Source organism: Streptomyces sp. NPDC086989, from assembly GCF_044745505.1.
GTDB lineage: Bacteria > Actinomycetota > Actinomycetes > Streptomycetales > Streptomycetaceae > Streptomyces.
On record NZ_JBIVAL010000040.1, the window covers coordinates 1 to 20,262 of the forward strand.

At 67.9% G+C, this 20,262-nt stretch carries 9 protein-coding genes, 1 pseudogene and 1 CRISPR repeat array; of the genes and pseudogenes, 4 read left to right on the forward strand and 6 right to left on the reverse strand.

Translation table 11 applies throughout. The features are described from left to right. The first annotated feature begins 643 nt into the window (after window positions 1–643). Window positions 644–1,154: direct repeats of the CRISPR family, unit length 29 nt; unit sequence CTGCTCCCCGCACCCGCGGGGATGGACCC. Window positions 1,155–1,364: 210 nt separating this feature from the next. The 3 genes and pseudogenes from ACIPK4_RS39450 to ACIPK4_RS39460 form a co-directional block, all read right to left on the reverse strand. Further along, window positions 1,365–2,215: pseudogene (locus tag ACIPK4_RS39450) on the reverse strand (helix-turn-helix domain-containing protein). Window positions 2,216–2,229: 14 nt separating this feature from the next. Then, a complete protein-coding gene (locus ACIPK4_RS39455) occupies window positions 2,230–2,757 on the reverse strand; it encodes a DUF6879 family protein (protein ID WP_402322620.1) in 528 nt (175 codons plus the stop codon). Beyond that, complete coding sequence (locus ACIPK4_RS39460) at window positions 2,738–2,986, reverse strand: hypothetical protein (RefSeq protein WP_402322623.1); 249 nt, start codon at window positions 2,984–2,986, stop codon at window positions 2,738–2,740. Before ACIPK4_RS39460 ends, ACIPK4_RS39455 begins: the two co-directional genes overlap by 20 nt. Before the next feature lie 195 nt (window positions 2,987–3,181). Here ACIPK4_RS39460 and ACIPK4_RS39465 point away from each other — a divergent pair, with 195 nt between their 5' ends. Together ACIPK4_RS39465 and ACIPK4_RS39470 are read left to right on the forward strand one after the other, a co-directional pair. Then, a complete protein-coding gene (locus ACIPK4_RS39465) occupies window positions 3,182–3,511 on the forward strand; it encodes a DUF6415 family natural product biosynthesis protein (protein WP_402322626.1) in 330 nt (109 codons plus the stop codon). 91 nt (window positions 3,512–3,602) lie between these two features. Further along, a complete protein-coding gene (locus ACIPK4_RS39470) occupies window positions 3,603–4,031 on the forward strand; it encodes a DUF4240 domain-containing protein (RefSeq protein ID WP_402322629.1) in 429 nt (142 codons plus the stop codon). A gap of 116 nt (window positions 4,032–4,147) precedes the next feature. Here ACIPK4_RS39470 and ACIPK4_RS39475 read toward each other — a convergent pair whose 3' ends face one another. Then, a complete protein-coding gene (locus tag ACIPK4_RS39475) occupies window positions 4,148–4,447 on the reverse strand; it encodes a hypothetical protein (RefSeq protein ID WP_402322632.1) in 300 nt (99 codons plus the stop codon). Between the two features lie 192 nt (window positions 4,448–4,639). Next, the gene (locus ACIPK4_RS39480; RefSeq protein ID WP_402322635.1) at window positions 4,640–8,932 is read right to left on the reverse strand and encodes a ricin-type beta-trefoil lectin domain protein; all 4,293 of its coding nucleotides are present in this window, start codon (window positions 8,930–8,932) and stop codon (window positions 4,640–4,642) included. 700 nt (window positions 8,933–9,632) lie between these two features. Between ACIPK4_RS39480 and ACIPK4_RS39485 the strand changes: the two genes are divergently transcribed. Beyond that, window positions 9,633–16,619: an RHS repeat-associated core domain-containing protein gene (locus ACIPK4_RS39485; protein WP_402322638.1), complete on the forward strand. Its 6,987-nt coding sequence runs from the start codon at window positions 9,633–9,635 to the stop codon at window positions 16,617–16,619. A gap of 794 nt (window positions 16,620–17,413) precedes the next feature. On the opposite strand, the gene ACIPK4_RS39490 is transcribed toward ACIPK4_RS39485, so the two are convergent. Then, on the reverse strand, window positions 17,414–18,631 hold the full coding sequence (locus ACIPK4_RS39490; protein ID WP_402322640.1) for an integrase: 1,218 nt from the start codon (window positions 18,629–18,631) through the stop codon (window positions 17,414–17,416). An 843-nt stretch (window positions 18,632–19,474) separates the two neighbouring features. Here ACIPK4_RS39490 and ACIPK4_RS39495 point away from each other — a divergent pair. Then, window positions 19,475–19,897 carry a hypothetical protein gene (locus tag ACIPK4_RS39495; protein WP_402322643.1) on the forward strand — a complete coding sequence of 141 codons (423 nt, stop codon included), beginning with the start codon at window positions 19,475–19,477 and terminating at the stop codon, window positions 19,895–19,897. The last annotated feature ends 365 nt before the right edge of the window (window positions 19,898–20,262 follow it).

Sequence of the window (20,262 nt, forward strand, 5' to 3'; positions counted from 1 at the left end):
GTCACCCGCCCGGCGCCGACCGCCGCCCTGCGGGCGTATGACCTCCGTCGGCGGTACCACCCGCCGAAACAGCACCCACAACTCGTCCGGCACCAGCCGCTCAACCAGATCCGTCATGCACGGCTCAACGAACGAGCACACCAAAAGAAACGATGTCTAAGGCCTGGTTCGCCAGCCAGTAGGCCAGGAGGCCGAGACCTTCGACCATCGCAGCGTTCTCGAACTGAGGGTCGTCTGGAAGCAGGTACCGCCCACAGCGCCGATCCCGTCAAGGCAGTCGCCCCCGTGCGAGGCGTTGCGGAGAAGGCCTTCGCTCTGGCTGCTGCCGCATCAGGTTCTACCCGCTTGGCCGCGGGCGACATCAGGGCTCTGCAATTCCTGGCCTGGGCCGCAGGCCGCCACGCGTCCCGCCTGGCGGCCCCATGCCCCCGGGGAGAGCCGCCACCGCCGCACGCGGCAGTGCCCGCTCCTCAGGTAACAATGCCTGCGGCGCCGGCCGCCCGCGGTACGAGGGTCGTCATGTAGCGCTGAAGCGGCCACAGACCTGGTAGGGGCGTTTCGAGCCTAATAGATCGATTTGCCGGATTCTGTGAAAGTGCTCAAGAACAGCACGCGGCCCGCATAGAATCCCAGTTCAGAGAGCCTGCTCCCCGCACCCGCGGGGATGGACCCCGCGCTCGGGACATCGATGTCCCGCCGTTCCTCTGCTCCCCGCACCCGCGGGGATGGACCCTTCCTCTCCGCGGTCGCCTCGCTGCCCCAGGTCTGCTCCCCGCACCCGCGGGGATGGACCCGGCCCACGCATCGACGGAGTTGACGGTCTCGTCTGCTCCCCGCACCCGCGGGGATGGACCCGCCGAAGCAGACGGGATCGTCGGAGCCTGGTGCTGCTCCCCGCACCCGCGGGGATGGACCCTGTGGTCGAAGGAGATCCTGTTCCAGTCGATGCTGCTCCCCGCACCCACGGGGATGGACCCTTCGCCTTCCCGCTGTACGTCCCGATCGAGCTCTGCTCCCCGCACCCGCGGGGATGACCCCAAAGCCGGCGGCGCCGTCGGCGGACAGGAGTACTGCTCCCCGTCCACGCGGGGATGACCCCCACTTCTGGCTGGACGTGATCGAGGACTGCTCCCCGCGCGTCCGGGGATGACCTCGACCCCGGAGCGGGTTCTTGCCCGTCGGAGACTGCTTCCCGCACACGCGGCGGTTGAGCTTAATCTTTATGGTTGGGCGGGTTGATCGTTCACTGTCGCGACGGGCTGACTTCCAGAGTTCCCGTACCGTCTCAACCCTGTACCAAGCGAGCTATTCAGCCTCAAACCAGCGGGCACCCGGCCCGTCATCCGAAGGGCCCGGTCGCGTGGCTATGGGAGGGCGGCGACCGCTTTCATGACCAGCGCCCGGGCGTCCGCCCCGTACACCGCCATTTTCCGGAGCGCCGCGAATGCCTTCTCGTAGAGGTCGATCTCGCTGGGCTGTGTGACCGTGACACGGGCCGAGAGCAGCTCGACAGACACGAGGGTGTCGTCGTACATGTGGAACGTCTCCAGTGGCCAATGCGTCCGGTTCGGAGTGTCCATGGGGATGACGCCGAGGCTGACCGTGGGCATCGCTCCCACGGTCAACAGGTGGCCGAGCTGGGCCGCCATGGCCTCCGCGTCGGCGAGCTGGTGGCGGAGCGCGGATTCCTCGACAAGGAGGACGTACCGGCGTCCGGGTTCCCTCAGGATCTGGTTGCGCTGCATGCGGGCCGCGACGGCCTCGGCGACGTCGTCGGGAATCGCCCGGAACTCGCTGATCGCGTTGAGCAGGCCGGCGCGTAGCCCTCGGTCTGCACGAAATGAGGTAGGAGCGTCGCGGAGTAGACGCGGAAGAGGCGGGTGGACCGGAACAGGGGGACGTAGCTGTGCTGCAACTCCTTCAGGCCGCTGCCGGCCCTGCGCCGCCACTCGGTGTAGAGCGTCTCGGCGTTCTGGGACTGCGCGATGATGTCGCGGGCCTGGGCCCCGGCGCCGCAGGCCTCGCACCACCGGCGGATGTCGTCTGGCGTGGGCGGTGTGCGGGCATTCTCGATGCGGGAGGACTTGGAGTGCGTCCAGCCGCAGCGGCTGCCCAGCTCGCTGCCGGTGAGACCCGCCTCCGATCGCAGTTCACGCAGACGGTGAGCCACGTTGCGTCGCGCGGCCTGCGCTGCGGATGACGGGGATACGGGCATGTGCTGGGCTCCGCCTACCTGATCTTGAAGCTGTCGTGCGGGACCGCCCGTCCCCAGACGGCCTCGAAGGCGTCCGCGCACAGCCTGGCCGCGGCAGGGTCCTCGCTCATCTCTCCGCCGGCAGATTCCCCGTCGCCTGTGAAGTGGTTCCACCGGATGAGCCGTCCGTCGATGAGCCAGAAATCGTTGCCGGGTAGGGCGATGTCGCTGGCCTGCCGCCGGGGGAGCCAGCGCACCTCCTCTCCGGCGGCTACGTTGGTGAACGTCCCGTCGTACAGGAAGCGGGTGTACTCGCTGACCGGTTCCGAGACGATGCGGGCCCGCCGCACGGTGACCCCGCGGGCGACGGTGGCGGCGATGAGGTCGAGCCACGGACGCCACCATGCCGCCCGGTCGGCGGGGTCGTGGCGGTGGCTGGCACGCCAGTCGGCGAATGAGCCGGTCTCGTAGTCGACCGCGTAGGCGTCGCGGGTCTCCAGATGGACGGCCGAGCGTTGGGCGGCGCCGAGGAGGTCGAGCCAGCTAGGGACGTTCAAGGGCATCGCAGGCCTCCCTGATCATGCGCACCATGCGCGCGGGGATCCGCACCACGGCTTCGCCCTCCGGGATGCCCGTCCCGTGCCCGGGAAGTTCGAGGGGGGCGCACTCGGCCTCCAGCTCCGGGCTGGGCTTCCACCCTTGGAGTACGAGCTCCTGGTGCTCCTCGTCGACCCACCCCACGCTTTCGCCGTCGCTGCTGCTCGGGTCGATGCCGACGAAACGTAGCGCCATGGTGTCCTCCGTTGCTCAGGCTGTGCACGGATGAACACCACAGTCATGCGCGCAGGTTGAGAGGCCAAGAGGGTGGATCGGACATCGTCCGAATCGGGTGTTGCCGTGAACATTGCTGCACATTGATGGCGCCCTCGCGCGGCCTCTTGTCACCCTCGTTTCATGGCCCGATGACGACGGTAGGGAGCGCCCGGAATGGAGCAGCAGGTTCAGGAGCGGCTGGCTGCCCTGACGGGGCGGGCGCTCGCCCCTTATGTGTCTCGTCCGGCGGCAGAGGATGTCACTGTTCTCGTCGACGGCCTGATCACCTGCGGGCGGGCTCTCTACAATGAGGTTGTGCAGATCCCGGCCGGTGAACGGACTGTGAGTGTGGCCGACGGCCTCAGCGAGTGGGAGTACTGCCTGGCTGCGGGTCCCCGGGGGTATGGGGCGCACGCGGACTGGAACCACGCTCGAGGCCTGGCCCGGGTGCTGCAGAAGCTGGCGCGGGCGCTGGAGCTGCACCGCGGGATGAGCGTCCTGTGACGGGGCCCGGTAGGCAGATCGCGCATGTAGCGGTCGTCGTGTGCATCCTCGCCGCGATGGAGTGTCAGACCGCTGCGGCATGCTCGCCAGCATGAACGAAGACGCCTTCTGGCAGCTCATCGAGGACTGCAGGCCCACGGAACCTGACCCGGACGCCGAACACCTTGCAGCCACGCTCACCGAGCGGCTTGCCCAGTCCCCGTTGTCGCTGGTCATCGGCTTTGCCGAACAACTGTCATGGGCGCTCTACCGGCTGGACCGCAAGGAGTACGGACACGACTTGTCCGATGACGCCTTCCTCTACACCCGTGCCGCGGTCGTCGCCGCCGGCCGCACCGAGTTCGACAGCGTCCTCCAGGACCCTTCGGTCTTCACTCCTTACGCCACCGACCTCATCTGGGCCGAGCCCCTGCTCTACACCCCGGACCGGGCATACAAACGAATCACCGGGGAGGAGTGGGACCGCGACACCCGCTACTCCTACGAATCCTGCTCCAACACCGAGGGCTGGGCTGATTGAGCGCTATAGCCTGCGGGTGGTGACGAAATCCAGCGCCGTTGATCGTCCTCACGGAATGTGTGCCAGAACCCACAACCCGTGAACAAAGCCAGGGCTCCTTCGGCTGACGGGCGTGATCAGCGGGACAGGAAGCCCCCTACGTCTGCCAGTGCTATGCCCAGGCTCAGGTGCGCGACGATCAGCAGCAGCCACTCCATGGGGGGCATGCGCCACCGGCTGCGGGCTGTCAGCCGCCACTCGTACGTTGCGGAGCCGATGGCAAGGCCGAGCAGCGGAGCCCAGAGGAAGGCCCACCAGGACCAGGTGTCAGTGAGACGGAGCAGCAGGGACAGCGCGCCGACGAGCGCCGCAGTCAGGAACCAACCTGGCTTCTGCTGCGCTTCGTCGGCGCGCGGCACGGTTGAAGGGGTGTTCAACGTCGGATGTCCTTTCGGTTTCGCGGATGGGATGCCGCAAGGGGCGTGCTGCAACCGCAGTTGCAGCACGCCCCTCCGGTCAATCAGAGAGCAGCTTGGTCGTCAGTGGAACATCTCTCAGACGGTGTAGAAGCTGCCAGCGGCGTTCATGGCGAGCAGCGGAGGCTGCCCGTATCGAGACGTGTCGTCCTTCTATGGGGCGGGGACGGGCAGAGGGGCCGTGCCGAGGGTGGGTATGGTCCAGCGCTGGGCGGGGCTGCCATTGCATTCGTACAGCCAGAGCGCGGTTCCTGGGCTGGCGTTGCCGTAGGCGAGGTCGACGCAGAGGCCGGAGACCGGGTTGTAGATGCTGTTATCGGCCCGGGGCAGGAACCGCTGGCTCGGGGCACCGCTGTCGCAGGTGCGGAGCTCGATGAGCGTGCCCTTTGCGGTGCCGGCATTCGCGGCGTTGAGGCACTTGCCCTGCGTGCGGATGGTTCCGTCGCCGCGGATCTGGAAGCTCTGGGCGTCCGTGCCGTTGCAGGTGAAGACCTGGATCTTGTTGCCGTCGTCGGGGCGGTTGTAGTCGTTGTCGATGCAGTTGGCGGCCGCCGTCGTCACGGTGATGGGGCCGGTGGCCTCCGGGGAGGCGGGGGCGGCGGCGTAGGGGTAGACGGCGAAGTTGCTGATTCCGCCGTCAAAGGTGTCCGCGTTGGTTCCGTTGGCCTTGTACCGGCCGAGGACGAGGGGGCCGCTGGGGGCCGGGCTCGTAGAGGCCTGGTGCTGGCCGCTGCCGGCGAGTACGCCGTTGACGTAGAGGCTCATGAGGCCGGTGTTCGCGTTGTAGACGGCTGTCAGGCGGGTCCACTTGTCCGCGGTGAACCTGGCTGCGTCGTTGACGACGTTGGTGAAGTCGAAGGGCCACCCGTCGGCATCGGCGTGGGCCAGGGCGAAGCGCCAGTGCGTGGCGTCGGCGTACAGGCCGAAGGAGCTCGCCCGGTTGCCGTCCTGGCTGGCGATGAGGTTCCCCTTGGCGCCCGGCTTGGCCCAGGTGCTGATGGTGAAGCTCTTGCGTGTGTCGACGGCCGGACGCGCGGCCGTGATGGTGGACTGCGACTCCGAGCCCTTGAACGCGGCGTAGCCGGTCGAGCGGCCGCCGATGGAGTCCGACGGGAAGGTGACACCGACCGTGCTGGCGGTATTGGTGCCGGCCGCATCCGGGATGGTGGCGCCGTTCTGCCCGGTCAGCTTCCACTGGGCGGTCGGCATGTTGAGGTTGCCCATGTAGACCGGAGTCGCGTCGATGCCGGTCACCGTCGGATGCGGGACGGTGCCGTTGGGGGCAGTGCCCAGGCCTTGGAAAGCGACGAGCTGGCTGTTCTCGTCGACTGCCCACAGATCGGGGATGCCGTCACCGGTGAGGTCGCCGTCCGAGCCGACACGCGGGTAGCGGGCAGGTTCGGCCCTGCCGCCGATCGTGCCTGCGGACGGGTCGGTGAAGCCGGTCAGGTCGGGTTGCTGCGTCGTGCCCCGGACAGGAAAGGCGTGCAGGGTGCCGTCGCTCTTCGACCGCGCCCAGAGGGTCGGCAGGTCCGTCCCCTGAGCCCGGCCAAGAGTGATCAGGTCGTAGCCGTCCCATCGGGTGTCATTGGCCGAAAGCAGCATGGCGCGGGTGTCGAGGCCGTTCACAGGTCCCGCCAGGGCGAGCCAGAGCCGCCCGTTGTCGATGAAGAGGAGCGACGTGCGCTCCAGCGCACCGCCCTTGGCGGTGTCACCGGCGAGTGAGCCGAAAGCAGCGATCTGGGTCGTCTTGGACCAGTCGGCGCCGTATCCGTGAGCGCCGCAGTCGATCGCGGTGCCGGTGGTCGTGACGCAGCTGCCGGGTTTGGCCAGGGACACCGCGGCTGCGCCGTCGAGGTTGCCGGCCAGGTCGTTGCGGTAGAGGTACAGCTTGGACTGGCCTGGCTGGTGGGCGAAGAGGTCATCGACGTTCTTGTCGCCGAGGCTGCCGCGGTGGGTGGTGTGGATGCCGGTCCAGCCGTTCCACCCGGGGGCGAGCTGGGGCCGGGAGCTGGGTGCAGCCGCCGGGTCCGTGCCGCCGCCGACCAGGCGCAGCGCGCCGGCGCTGTCGGGCAGGAGGATGTCGGCCTTCTTGTCGCCGGTGAGGTCACCGAAGATCGGCGCCGGGCTGTTCGGGTCGGCCGGGACGTAGAAGCTGTACGCGACCGGCTGGGACAGGTTGCCCGCGATGTCCTGGGTCTGGAAGTAGAGGTGGTTGGTGCCCCAGTGCTGAGGGGTGAGCTTCACGGTGGCCGTGCCGTCGGTGAGCTTGACGATGCCGGTCTCGGTGTCGGTGCACTTCCAGTTGGTGGCGGCGGCCTTGACAGGGTCGGTGGTCCAGCGCGCGCAGGCCATGCCTGAGGTGCGGCCGCCGCCTGCCGGGGCCGGGTCGGTGCCGGTGAGGGTGAAGGTGCCCTCCTGGCCCGCCTTCTTGGGGTGGACGTCGATGCTGCCGGAGGCGGGGAAGTCAGTGGAGGTGACGGCTGCGGTGGGCGGCGTGCGGTCGACCCGCAGGAAGCACCAGTCCGTGTCCTTGCTGGTCAGCGTCCCGTCCGTGGTCCGTGCGGTCCAGCCGTACTGGTGACCGTCGGTCAGCGGGCCCACGTCCACGATGGCGTCGCCGTAGTCGCTGCCGCTGGTCTGCGCGAAGCCCGTCTTGCCCGAGGCGTCGTCGTCCCAGTACTGGAAGGTCGTCTGCAGCTGGCGCCCGGTGGCCGAGTAGGTGGCGGTGGTCAGGGTGATGTTGCTGTTGGCGCCGACCCAGCCGGGGTTGTCCCAGGGGTTGGCGGTGCCCGGGGTGCGGCAGTCGGCGGAGGAGGCCGTGTCGGCGAAGCCGGGGCTCGGCCGGGTGCGGGGCCACCAGACGGTGGGCGTGATGTCGTACTCGACGACCATGTGGGGGGTGTTGTTCAGACGCTGCCGGTAGTACTTGTTGTACTCGTCGTCGGGTGCGAGGCCGACGGTGACGGTGGGCCACTGGTACCGGGCGGCGGCCTTGGCCAGGTCGGTGACGTTGAAGTCGATCTGGCCGGTCCCCGACATCCAGGTGCGTGCGGCGAGGCTGCAGCCCTGCATGGTGGAGCCGGTGCCGCAGGGCTGGCGGTTCCAGCTGGTCGGGTTGCCGATGGCGTTGGTTACGTAGAGACCCATCGGCGTGGCCGTGCTGGGGCTGGACGAGGAGACGACGGTGGCGGAGAACGTGGCGCTGATGATCTCGGTGTTGTGGAGCCGGGAGTCGAAGCCGAGCTGGAAGTAGGCGCGGGTACGGCCGATTCCCGTGCACGGCGGGTTGCCGACGTTGTAGCCGCAGTAGCCGGTGGCCGGCCTGTCCTGGCCGTACTCGGTGCCGTTGAACTCGTTGGTGTCCTGGTAGGCCTCCTGGACCTGGGCCCATGCCTGGTTGGTGTTGTCGAGGACGGGGTTGACGCCCGGGTCGATGTACCAGGGGCCGGTCCCCTTGCCGAGCAGCTCGGGATCGGGGACGAGTTCGATTCCGTTCGCGTCGGCGGTCGTCCTGACCGGCTTCACGGCGGCGCCCGCGCCCGGGCCGTCCGCGGTCGATTCCCCTGACGCGGACGCGGACGCGGACGCGGACGTGGGCGCGGCGTCCGGGGCAGGGGCGGATTGCGGTGCGCCGGCCGGCTTGCCCGTCGGCTGGGCGCCTGCGGCCGCGGAGCCGGTGGCTGAGTCCCACATGAAGGAGGTCGGGCTGGTGAAGCGGGTCCGGCCGGTGGCGTCCTTGATGTCGAGGTTGCCTGCGCTGTCGGCGGTGACGGTCAGCCCGTCGGCCTGGACGTCCAGCCGGAGCTTCTTGACCGCCGGGTTGGCGGCGGCCTGCGGGGTACGGACGATCAGCACCTGGCTCCAGCCGCCCTGCCGGTCGGCGGTTAGCCGCAGGTCCACATCGGCGAGGACGTTGCCGTAGAGGGCGCTGTCTCCGTTGAGGGTGGGCTTGGGGAGCGGGAACGGGGCCTTGAACGCCAGCTTGCGGCCGTCAGCGGTGGCCATGGAGACCATCGGGCCGGTGCCGCCGCCCGAGAAGCTCAGCTTCGAGGAGACCGCGGCCGGTACGACCGTGCCGTCGGGGGTGGTCCTGAGCGTGGCGTCGAGCGGGTGCCACTGTCCGTCCGGGCCTTTGAGGCGTTCCGGTACGGCAGCGGTGTCGCTGGTCAGCGTGCCGCCCGGATTGGCGAACGTCTGCGAGCCCGAGGTGGTCAAGTCGGCGATGGCCACCCGCTTGCCGCTGCTCCTGGCCTCGGCGAGAGCCTTGGTGATGGCCGATTCCTGTGCGCTCGGCGCCGGTTTGGGCACAGGCGCGGGCCAGCTGCTCTGCTCTGGTCCGTGACCGCGGGCGCCGCCGTCGGCCGCTGCGGGCGGAGCCGCGATCAGGCCGGCTCCGAGTGAGAGTACGGCCGCTCCGGCGACGGGCAGCATCGAGACGCGCAAGGCCCGCCGACTGCGGCCCCCCGGCCTTGGTGTCCGCAATGCTGGAAATGAAGATCTCACGTGATGGCCCCCCTGAGCTGTGAGACGGACAGAAGTCAGCGGCACGATCTCTTCACGTATGCAATTTTGTCAACGGTTTATGAGATTCCGGCGCCCGATTTGGGTGATGAGCACCCAAATTGCGTGGTGCGTGACATGAGTCACGCCTGAGGAATGTGAGACTCCGCTGATAAATCGAACGCACGCTTCGTAAGGTGCGCTTGTTCTGGACCTTTTCGGTCCGGGGTTCGTGCTTTCCGTGTCCTGTGGGGGGATTTGGTTGTCTCATAGAAGTGGTTCCGTCGTACGCTCGCGTACCGGAAGATCGCGCGTTGCCGTGGTCGCCGCGCTCTCCGTTCTCTTCTCTGGCCTGGGTCTACCTGTCGTCGAAGCCGCCGACAAACCGCCGAAGGTGTGGGTCCCACCCAATACGCCTCTGCCGGATGTGAAACCGGTCAAGGGGGTGGACGCGAAACCTTCGGCCAAGCAGACGGCCTCTGGCCGGAAATGGGCCCCGGCTTCGAAGGTCACCATTCCGTCCGGCGCGGCAAGCGTCTCCTTATCCCAAAAGGAGACGGCCCGCGGCGTGACCGGGCCCGGAGCCGTCAAGGCTGAGGGGCTCCCTGTCTGGATTGCGCCCGCGAATGGCGTAAATCATTCGGTGAAGCTCTCTTCCCTCGCCCTCGGGGGTTCCGGGGGCGCAGATCCCGGCCAGACCGGCCAGAACAGCACCCTGCGCGTCGAGGTGAAGGACGCAGCCAAGACCCGCGCCGCCGGGGTCAACGGCGCGCTCGTCGCCCTCAGCGGTGCGGCAGGGGCCGGTCCCTCGGGCAAGGTGGAAGTCGGCCTCGACGTCTCGGCATGGGCCAAGGCCGCCGGAGCCAACTGGGCCGACCGGGCCCGGCTGGTGCAGCTGCCCACGTGCGCGCTCACCACCCCCGGCGCCCCCGGCTGCACGACCCGTACGCCCCTCGCCTCGCACCGGGACCCCTCCGGCCGCCTGATCGCGCAAGTGGACGCACCCAAGGGCCCCGCGGCCTTTGCCTCCGACCCGAAGACGCAGTCCGGCGGTGCAAAGCCGGCATCCCCGCAAGCCCCGCAAGCCCCGCAAGCCCCGGCCTCCCAGGCCCCGCAGATGCTCGCCGCCCAGGACGTGGCGATCGCGCTCGAAGCGGGCCCCAACGGCGCGAGCGGCGACTACTCCGCGACCCCACTGCAGCCCTCCGCCTCCTGGCAGGCCGGCGCCAACGCGGCGAACTTCACCTACGGATACACCGTCGAGGTGCCGTCCAGCATCGCCGGTGCCGGCCCGGGAATCTCCCTCGGCTATGACTCGTCCTCCATCGACGGCCGTACCGCGTCGACGAACGCGCAGGCCGGCCCGTTCGGCGAGGGCTGGGACTGGAGCCCCGGTTCGATCTCGCGCTCGTACAAGGGGTGCAAGGACGCGGGCATCAAGGACTCGGGCGATGAGTGCTGGGCCGGCGACATCCTCTCGCTGAACCTGGCGGGACACTCGGGCCAGATCGTCCGCGACGACGCCACCTGCGTCTACCGCCTCCAGGGCGACGACGGCACCAAGGTCGAGCGCCTGACCGACCAGCGCAACGCCGCCTGGAAGGGCGAGGGCTTCAAGGTCACCACGACCGACGGCACCCAGTACTACTTCGGCGCCAACCGCCTCCCCGGCGGTGACGGCACCGACCCCGAAGCCAAGTCGGTCTCCACCGTCCCCGTCTACTTCAACAGCGGCCAGGACAAGTGCCTCGGCGCACAGACCCCGGCCAACGGCACGTGGCAGCAGCTGGGCTGGGAATGGAACCTCGACTACATCGTGGATCCGCACCAGAACCTCGTCTCCTACCGCTACGAGCAGGAGGACAACCACTACGGGCGAGGCGGCGGCCAGAACAACGGCAACGGCACCCCGACCAAGTACCAGCGGGGCAGCTACCCCGCCTGGATCGGCTACGGCCAGCGCCTGCCCGAGCAGATCGCGGCCAAGGGCGCGGCCAAGCCCGCCGCCCAGGTGTGGCTGCGCACCACGGAGCGCTGCTTCCCCGATGACGCAGCCGCCTGCGACCCGGCCCAGCGCACCAAGGCCAACGCCAAGTCCTGGCCCGACACCCCCGTCGACCAGGAATGCGCCGCCACCGGCCAGTGCCTGAACCTTTCCCCCACCTACTTCACCACCAAGCGCATCAGGCGGATCGACACCGAGGTCCTGGCCGGCACCACCTACCGGCCGGTCGACTCGTACGTCCTCAACCAGTCCTTCCAGGACCCGGGAGACGGCACGTCCCCGACCCTCTGGCTCGACTCGATCGTGCGCAAGGCGTCCAACGGCAAGCCCGAGAAGGAACTGCCCGCGGTCTCCTTCCAGCCGCTGCAGATCCCCAACCGGGTCGACGGAGTGGTCAGGCGCCCGGACGGTACGGACGCCTCGGCGCCCCGCTACTACCGGCCCCGCATCCAGAAGATCACCACCGAGACCGGCGGCCTGATCAACGTCGCGTACACGGCGCCGGAGTGCTCCCGGGTGAGCGGCCACATGCCCTCCTCCGAGGACGGCAACACGATGGCCTGCATGCCGGTCAAGTGGTACCTGCCCGGCCAGTCCTACCCGGACCCGGTCAACGACTGGTTCAACAAGATCGTCGTCCAGTCCGTCAGCCAGCAGGACATGGTCGCCGGCCAGGTCACCACCGTGACCGACTACGAGTACGGCGGCGGCATCGCCTGGCACCGCAACGACTCCGAGTTCGCCGACCCCAAGACCCGCACGTGGGACCAGTTCCGCGGCTTCGCCACGGTCACCACCCGCACGGGCAACGGCAACGCGGCCGAGGCCCCCCGCACCAAGAGCGTGGCCACGTACCTGCGCGGCATGGACGGCGACGTCCTCGCCAACGGCACCAAGCGCAGCGTCACCGTCGCCGACGCGCAGGGCGGCACCATCAAGGACGAGAACCTCCTGTCCGGCCGGATCCGCCAGACCGAGACGTACGACCGCGACGGCGGAACCGTCGTGGCCGACGAGGTCACCACCCCCTGGCTCGGCAAGAACGACACCGCCACCCGCGCCCAGTCCGGAGGCCTGCCCGCGATCACCGCGCGCGCCCAGAACACCGGCAAGGTCACCAGCCGCGCGAAGCTGGCGGACGGCACCTGGCGCACCAGCGAGCGCACTTCCGAGTACGACGACACCCTCTTCTCACGGCCCACCAAGGTCGACGACAAGAGCGACCTGTCCCGGCCCGACCAGCGCCTGTGTACCACGTTCGACTACGCCACCGGCCCCGGCGGCGCCCTCACCCAGCTGGCCTCCCGCACCCTTGTCCTCTCCGGCGCCTGCGGACAGACCCCGACGGCCGCGAACACGGTCGGTGACACCCTCGCCGCCTTCGACAACCTGCCCGCCGGACAGGCCGGCGCCACGGGGGACCAGACCGGCATCTCGGTCCTGGAGAACTACGACGCCGCGGGCAAGCCGGTTTACCGCCTCAACTCCACCTCGACGTACGACGCGTACGGCCGGGCCACGAGCAACACCAACAAGACCCGCAAGGACGCCGCCCACCCCGACGGGGCGGTGACCACGACGCAGTACAAGCCGGCCACCGGCTCCCTGCCCACCCAGGTCACCCACACCAACCCGCTCGGCTGGAAGTCGGTCACCACCCTCGACATCGGCCGTTCGCTGCCGCTGAAGACGACGGACGAGAACAAGCACGTCGCCGAACGCGAGTACGACCAATTCGGCCGTGTCACCTCCATCTGGCAGCCCGGCCAGGAGCGCGCGAACAACGCGCTGCCCGTGCGCAAGTACTCGTACGCGATGAACGGCACCAACGCGCCGTCCAGCGTCCTGAGTCAGACGCTCATGAACGACGACTCCTACACGTCCAGCTACACCGTCTACGACGGACTCGGCCGTATCCGCCAGACGCAGGCCACCCCGGCCTCCGTCGCCTCAGGACGGCTGATCACGGACGCGCTGTTCGACTCACACGGATGGCAGGTCAAGACCAGCTCCGCCTACTACAACGACGAAGCGGGCCCCTCGGGCGCGCTGTTCCTGCCCAACGGCGGCGTCACCCCCGACAGCAAGCTCCCTGCGCAGACCCTCTCCGTCTTCGACGGTCTGGGGCGCACGACGGCGTCCGTCTTCCAGTCTTACGGTGTGGAGCAGTGGCGCTCGAAGACGGAGTACCCCGGAGCCGACGAAACCCGCACCATCCCGCCGAACGGCGGATACGCGACCGCCACCGTCAGCCGCGGCACCACCTCGCTGCTGCGCCAGTACAAGAGCAACACCCCCACCGGCCCCTACGACGAGACGACGTACGAGACCAACGCACAGGGTCAGGAGCTGCGGCGCAAGGACTCCGCGGGCAACGAGTGGACCTTCTCCTACGACCTCCTCGGCCGACTGGTGAAGACCACCGACCCGGACGCCGGTACCAGCACCACGGCCTACGACGACAGCAAGAACCTCACCACCGTCACCGACGGGCGGAACAAGAGCGCCACCACGGTCACCGACCTCCTCGGCCGCACCGTTGCCGCCTATGAGGGCAAGACCGTCGATCCCGCCAAGCAGGTGAGCGGCTTCACCTACGACGTCAAGGCTCTGGGCAAGCCCGCCACGAGCACCCGCTACGTGGGCGGATCCGGCGGCAGCGCCTACGTCACCGAAATCACCGGTTACGACGGCGGCTACCGCCCCCTCGGCACGAAGACCACGATCCCGGCGGCCGAGAAGAGCCTCGCAGGCACCTACGAGTCCAAGAGCACCTACGACAAGTACGGCCAGCTGACGAGCGCCGAGCTTCCCGAAGTTCCGCAGGCGGGCCTGGGCGTCGAGCGGATGACGTTCTCCACGGACACCGTGGGCAACCTCACTGGCTTCGACGGCACCATCGGCACGACGCGCTCCCCGTACCTCGCCGACCTGCGGCACGACCCGTACGGTCACGTCATCCGCAGCACGGTCGGCAAGGCCGGCATGCAGATCGTCTCCACGACCGGATACGACACTGCGACCGGTCGCCTGCTCCGCTCCACGCTTGACAAGCAGACCGCAGAGCGGGCCAGTGTCGACGCCGTCGACTACACCTACAACCAGGTCGGCCAGCTGACCTCGATCGGCAACACGCAGGACGGCGCACAGCGCGACCTGCAGTGCTTCACCCACGACTACCTGGGCCGGCTGACCCAGGCCTGGACCGACACTGGCAGCCAGACCACCGCGCCCCAGCCCAGCGTCCCCGGCATCGGCGGCTGCACCAACGCCGGCGGCCCAGCCGTCGACACCGGTGGCAAGCCCAGCGTGGGCGGCCCCGCCCCGTACTGGCAGCAGTACGAGTACGACCTTCTCGGCAACCGCACCAAGCTGGTCAAGAAGGACGTCACCGGCAACGCCACCAAGGACACCACGGTCACCCAGACCTTCGGCGGCCGGCAGAACACGCCCTCCACCGACCCGAAGACCGGCGGCGGCACGGGCGGCCCGCACGCGCTGATGACCTCCACGGAAACCGGCCCGTCCGGCACCAAGGTCACCTCGTACACCTACGACGCGGGCGGCAACACCGCCTCCATCACCAGCACACCCGGCACCAAGAACCTGACCTGGAACGACCAGGGCAAGCTCGACAAGATCACCGGAACCGGCGAGAGCGCGGGCACCAGCTACCTCTACGACACAGGCGGCAACCAGCTCATCCGCCGCGACCCGGGCAGCACCACGCTCAACCTCGGCACCGACCAGATCACCCTGGACACCGCCACCGGCAAGGTCTCCAACGTCCGCACCTACGCGGCCCCCGGCGGCCTCTCCATCACCCGCACCACCACCGCCGGGGCATCGACGCTCACCTACCAGAGCTCGGACCACCACGGCACGGGCGGCGTCCAGTTCAACGCCACCGACCTCGCCCAGGTCCGCCGCTCCTCCGACCCCTTCGGCAACGAACGTGGAACCCAGCCCGCACCGGGCAGCTGGGCCGGCGACAAGGGCTTCATCGGCGGCACCAAGGAGAAGGCCACAGGCCTCACCCTGCTGGGCGCCCGCGAATACGACCCGACGACGGGCCGGTTCATCAGCCCGGACCCGATCCTCGACGCGGGCGACCCGCAGCAGTGGAACGCGTACGCGTACTCCAACAACAGCCCGGTCAACGCCTCGGACGCGAGCGGCCTCTGGCTCGACTACGGCAACGGCAAGTCCGAGCGGCGGGACGGCAGCAGCTACCCGGCTCCCGCCCCCACCACCACGACCGGCTCGTCGGATGACGACGACGGCTCGACGGGCCTCGCGAACGCCAACGCGACGCTCGAGAAGACGAAGAAGAAGCGCGATCACCTCGTCCACGAGGTCGTGGACCTCATCGGCGACCTGATCGGCTACAACGACGCCCGGGACTGCTTCACCAAGGGCGACGTCATGGCCTGCATTAACACGGCCCTGAGCGCCGTTCCCTGGGGCAAGATCGCCAAGGCGATCAAGGTGGGCATCAAGGCCTTCAAGATCTACAAGGAAGTGAACAAGGCCTACGACGCCATCCACGACGCCGAACGCGGAGTGGCCCGCGCGGCCGAGGCGATGACCCGGGCCAAGAAGGCAGCCAAGGAAGCCCGCGACGCCGAAGCCAAGGCAGCCAAGTCGGCATCGGAGAAGGCCGGCAAGGAGACGGCCACCGACAGCGCCAGTACGGAGAGCAGAGCCACCAGGGAGGCATCCGACGCCGAGTCGAGCGCAGGCTCCGCTGAATCCCACAGCAGCGGCGGCGCGGACACCGAGGCTGCGGTGGCGTGCAAGCTGAACAGCTTCCCCACTGGCACTCGCGTCCAGATGGCCGACGGAACGACCAAGGCTATCCAGGACGTCCGCATCGGCGACACCCTCCTCGCCACCGACCCGCAGACCGGCGACACCCGTCCCCAGCAGGTGACGGCCACCATCACCACCCCGGACGACAAGGACTTCACCGACCTCACCCTCACCGACGAGTCCAACCCCCGCGCCCCGCCCGTCCAGCTCACCTCCACCCTCCACCACCCGCACTGGAACGAGACCCGCCACCAGTGGGTCGACGCGGGCGAATTCAACCCGGGCGAACAGCTCCGCCGCCCCGACGGCACCACCCTGACGGTGAGCTCCAAGCGCAACTACCCGTACGCAGTCACCACGCACAACCTGACCGTCAATGACTTCCACACGTACTATGTGCTGGCAGGCGCCACTCCGGTCCTCGTGCACAACTGCGGCACATTCGACACCCTCAAGGCCGAGCACCCTGAGGGTCGATATCTCTACCGAGGAGTCCCTGAAGGTCATCCCGGGTTCCAGAATGCCCTGGAGGGTCGGGCCGCGCCGCGGGGTGGTAAGGCCACACCCATAGAACACAACGACGCCAACACGGATAGTCCGTACACGTCGTGGACGACCAGCCCTGAAGTTGCTCGAAAGTACGCCATGGGAATGCGTGACGGGGAAACTCCGGGCGTGATCCTCAGGATTTCACTCCCGACCCCAGGAAACCCGCTTCGCCAAATGGCACTGTATGGCGAAGATAAGTGGGGTGAGAGTGAGGTTCTCGTGGAGAATCTTGTGCAAGGCGCCAAAGTCTTCGATCTGCGCTGATTGTGGATCAGGTAGGGAGGGATGAGAGTTACATGTCGATGGAGATTGACGGACCTGCGGCCCGTCACGTGCTAGGCGCGCTTGCCCGCTCGGGGTGGGTATCTGCCCAACGCGGGCTAGCGATCCTGGCCAGTCTGAACGAGTTCTCTTACCGCGCTACCCCAGCAGCGAGGCGCGACATAGAGGCACTTTACTCGTCCCGTGCGATGGGAGTCCGGAACGGGGGCGGCGAGACGGAGGAGCTCGACAGATTCCTTGAGGCAATTCGAGGTAGCTCCCTGACGGAAGTACTGGTCTTCTCGGTCTCACGTGGCGACTGGTCCTGTGTTTGCGTAGTAGCGCCTAACCTGCGAGATGCTGTTGGGTCCACCGCAATTCACATCGGGCATAGAACCTGAAAGGTTCTCGCAGCGCTGTCCTCGCGCCTGTGATTAACCCGAAGGCTCTACAGGACTCCAGATCGAAATAGTCTCATTGAGGGCTTCGAGTTCAGCCGGTCTGAATTGAACAACGTCGCCGGGGAGCGCGTGGACGCGCTCCCCGGCGATGGTCTTCACGTGGCCAGTATGGGGCTTGACGGCATGGAGATGGCAACGTCCGCGGACGGCCGCCCACGTGGGTCAATCGTTGCTCGGGCCAAGGGCGTCTCCACCGATGGTCATGGCGTACAGCCGAAGAGGCATGCGTCCGAACTTTCTATACGTCTTCAAGGCGGAATTGTCGAGGGACGACAATTCTCTTTTGCTCCGCAGGTGCACTGTGCTTGAATTCTGGAGCCCCGCGAGCCTACGGCGCTACAAGTTTTCTCGGGTTCCGTAGCGCGCAGCTTGCACTTTATGCCAGGGGTTTTGGGCGCGGGATTGGGCGCGGTCGAGGTATTCGCGTTTCACCGTTGCCGAGCCAGGTTTCCAGCGGCCTTGGTGGGTGGGGTCGCCGCCGGCGTCGGCGATTTCCTGGGCGCCGCCGCGGCGCAGGCCGTGTGAGGTGATGAGGTGCCAGCCGGGCAGTCGGGCGAGGTAGGCGCGGTGGCGGATCCAGTCGTTGAGGGCGTCGCCGGTGACGTAGTCGCCGCGGGTCGTCGCGGCCACCCGGTTTTGGAGGCGGCTCTTTGAAGTGAGGGCCCGCATCAGAGGCCCATCGTGGATGCCCATTCGGTGGAGGCAGCTCAGCCAGTCCCGTACGGCTGACACCGGGTCGTAGAGCGGCGGGCCCGTCAGGTCCGCCGGGATGAACGTGCTCTCGCCTTTGCCCTCTTGATCCGTTTTGGAGTACGCGATCCAGAGGTCGACCCCGGTGTCCTCGACTTCGACGTCCGCGATGTCGAGGTCGGCCAGCTCGATGCGGCGGTTCAGGGCGCCGCGGCCCACCAGGAGCGCGCACCGGTCCCGCAGTCCGGCCGGTGTGCGCAGGTCACAGGTGTCGACCATCGCGCGCAGCATAGGCTCCGTGATTGCCGGGGCTTTGCGGACGCGGTTCCGTTTGCCCCATTCCTTGCGGTACTCGGCGAGCATTCCGCGGGCCTCGGTGGTGCCGGGCCGCTGGTCCTCGGGCATCCACGTACGGACGCCGGACATGTACGTCCGGATCGTGTTCGGTGCCATCTCGCGGGCGATGAGGCCGGCGACCCACTCCACGTACGTCGCCGTCGTGCACGGTCGCGCGACCCGGCCCATTGCCTCGCACCATTCGGCGAAGTTCCTGCGCTGGCTGCTGTAGTTGCGGTTGGTGTTGGCCGGCGCGGCCTTGTTCTTCAGGCGCTCCGCGGTAGCCGGGGAGACCTCGAAGTCCCGGCGGGTGTAGGTCGGGGCATCCGCCTCGGTGGGTACTGCCTCGCCCGGGTGGAGGATGGTGTGCCGGTCGAGCAGGGGGCGGGGCGTGGTTGTCGGCGGAAGCGGGGCGGGCAGCAGGTCGTGGTCCTCGACGAGCTCGGCTTCGAGCACTTCGACATCCTCAGCGGTCTCGACGGCAGTAGCCATCGGCGTCTCCCCCGCCGGACACTGATGCTCGCTCATGAGCCGCTCCCCCTGACGATCGTTCCTGGACAATCACCCTTGTATAAGGGAATTTATACGAGGGTTAGGGGAGAGGCGCGCGGGAGGATCACTTGCTGGTGCCCGTGCAGACTGGTGAAGCGCTCTGCAGCAGGTCGAAACCCTCCTGCCCGCTCCGGCCTGCGAGACCCCCGCGGGTGCGTTCCGTCTTCGACCCCTCTCGGGCAGCGTCACCTGTCGTTCAAGATCCCAAACAGGGCTTCCCGGGCGAGAGACATTCCTCGGCCACGAAGAACTCGGCGAACTCAACTATGGGCAGGCTCGCGTTGCGGGCCTGCCGTGTGGGCCGGACCGATAAGGAAGGGACGTCCTGTCACCCTGGCTGCCGTTGATGAGGGCGAAGTGTCAACCCTTGCCCAGCGTGGAGTTCTCGGGGCGGCGGATCTCCTTGTAGAGCGAAGCCACCACCAGCCGCCCCGGGTCGAGCGATGCGAGGAGGGGCGGGCACCGCTACGTGGGGCTGTACCTCTGCTGCGAGGTGTGCGTGTGCGCATCTATGCCTCCGACCTGGACGGACTCGCGCACGCAGGCTCTCCACGACACACCGATCCCGGTTCGACACGCCGGCAGTGTTCACACGATGAGTGGGGAGATCGCCCGAGCAGGTTTGGCCGGTCCAGGAGTGACGGATCGCAAGAGCCGTTCCAATCGCACCTCGTGCTGAGCCCTCCGATATCTTCTTGTGGGCCCGCGACGGTGGGGTTCCACGCATACATTCGAGAGGGAAACGTGCCTGGTGAGCGGCTTGACAGGGAGTGGGTCCGATCCTGGTGGGAAGAGGCCGACGCGGCGCTGAGGAAGCTGATGCAGTCCTTCCTCCCGACGCACGGCTTCCCGCCCGACCAGAACGCCGTGACGCTCGCAACCGACGACAGCCACCAGGCAACGGACGCACTCGTGGAACTGACGCCGATCCCCTCCGACCTGACCACGCTCTACTGGGTGATCAGTGAGGCTTCCCTGCCCGACGTCGACGGCGGGTACTTCATCCACTCATCTGCGACGGCAGCGGAGCACTTCCGCGAGTACGGCCCCGCTCATATTGACGGCGAATCGATCGCGTTGGTCTTCGCCAGCGACGGCGGGGGCCATCTGTTCGCGATCGGAGACAACGGACAAGTCTGGAAGTCCACCACAGCCTCCTGGTTTGACGACTTCGAGCTCGCCACATCCACGTTGCAGGAGTTCCTTGAACAGCTCGGCCGACGGATCGCAAACCAGCCCTGATCATCGACCTAGTAGCAAACGGGCCCCCTTGCCTCAAGGTCATACAGCTCCGTCGAGGGGGCGGGTCATACGCATCAAACCTCTGCCGTGCTCAGAGTAGATGTCAGCGGCTTTCGGAAGGCGACGCGTTGACTCACGCGGCACGTCCACGGCGGGACTCAACGCGGTCCGTGCCAACAGGCGACACGCCGACGCTCGCGGGTGATTCAAGCCGTCCGTCGAGAGGCTCGGGAGACATCGGCCTTGCACGCGCCTGGAGAGAGGCGCTGCTAAGAGGTCCTAACAGAAGCCGTTGATCATGTGACTTTCGGTTCGGGTGGTCGTTGGTCCTGCCGTGGGGAAACGTCAGTCGCGGCCGTGGATCG

Bases quoted from the DNA above. Each gene is read 5' to 3' on its own strand.
- ACIPK4_RS39490 (WP_402322640.1), bottom strand. From the start codon at position 18,631: ATGAGCGAGCATCAGTGTCCGGCGGGGGAGACGCCGATGGCTACTGCC.
- ACIPK4_RS39455 (WP_402322620.1), bottom strand. From the start codon at position 2,757: ATGCCCTTGAACGTCCCTAGCTGGCTCGACCTCCTCGGCGCCGCCCAA.
- ACIPK4_RS39460 (WP_402322623.1), bottom strand. From the start codon at position 2,986: ATGGCGCTACGTTTCGTCGGCATCGACCCGAGCAGCAGCGACGGCGAA.
- ACIPK4_RS39465 (WP_402322626.1), top strand. From the start codon at position 3,182: ATGGAGCAGCAGGTTCAGGAGCGGCTGGCTGCCCTGACGGGGCGGGCG.
- ACIPK4_RS39470 (WP_402322629.1), top strand. From the start codon at position 3,603: ATGAACGAAGACGCCTTCTGGCAGCTCATCGAGGACTGCAGGCCCACG.
- ACIPK4_RS39495 (WP_402322643.1), top strand. From the start codon at position 19,475: ATGCAGTCCTTCCTCCCGACGCACGGCTTCCCGCCCGACCAGAACGCC.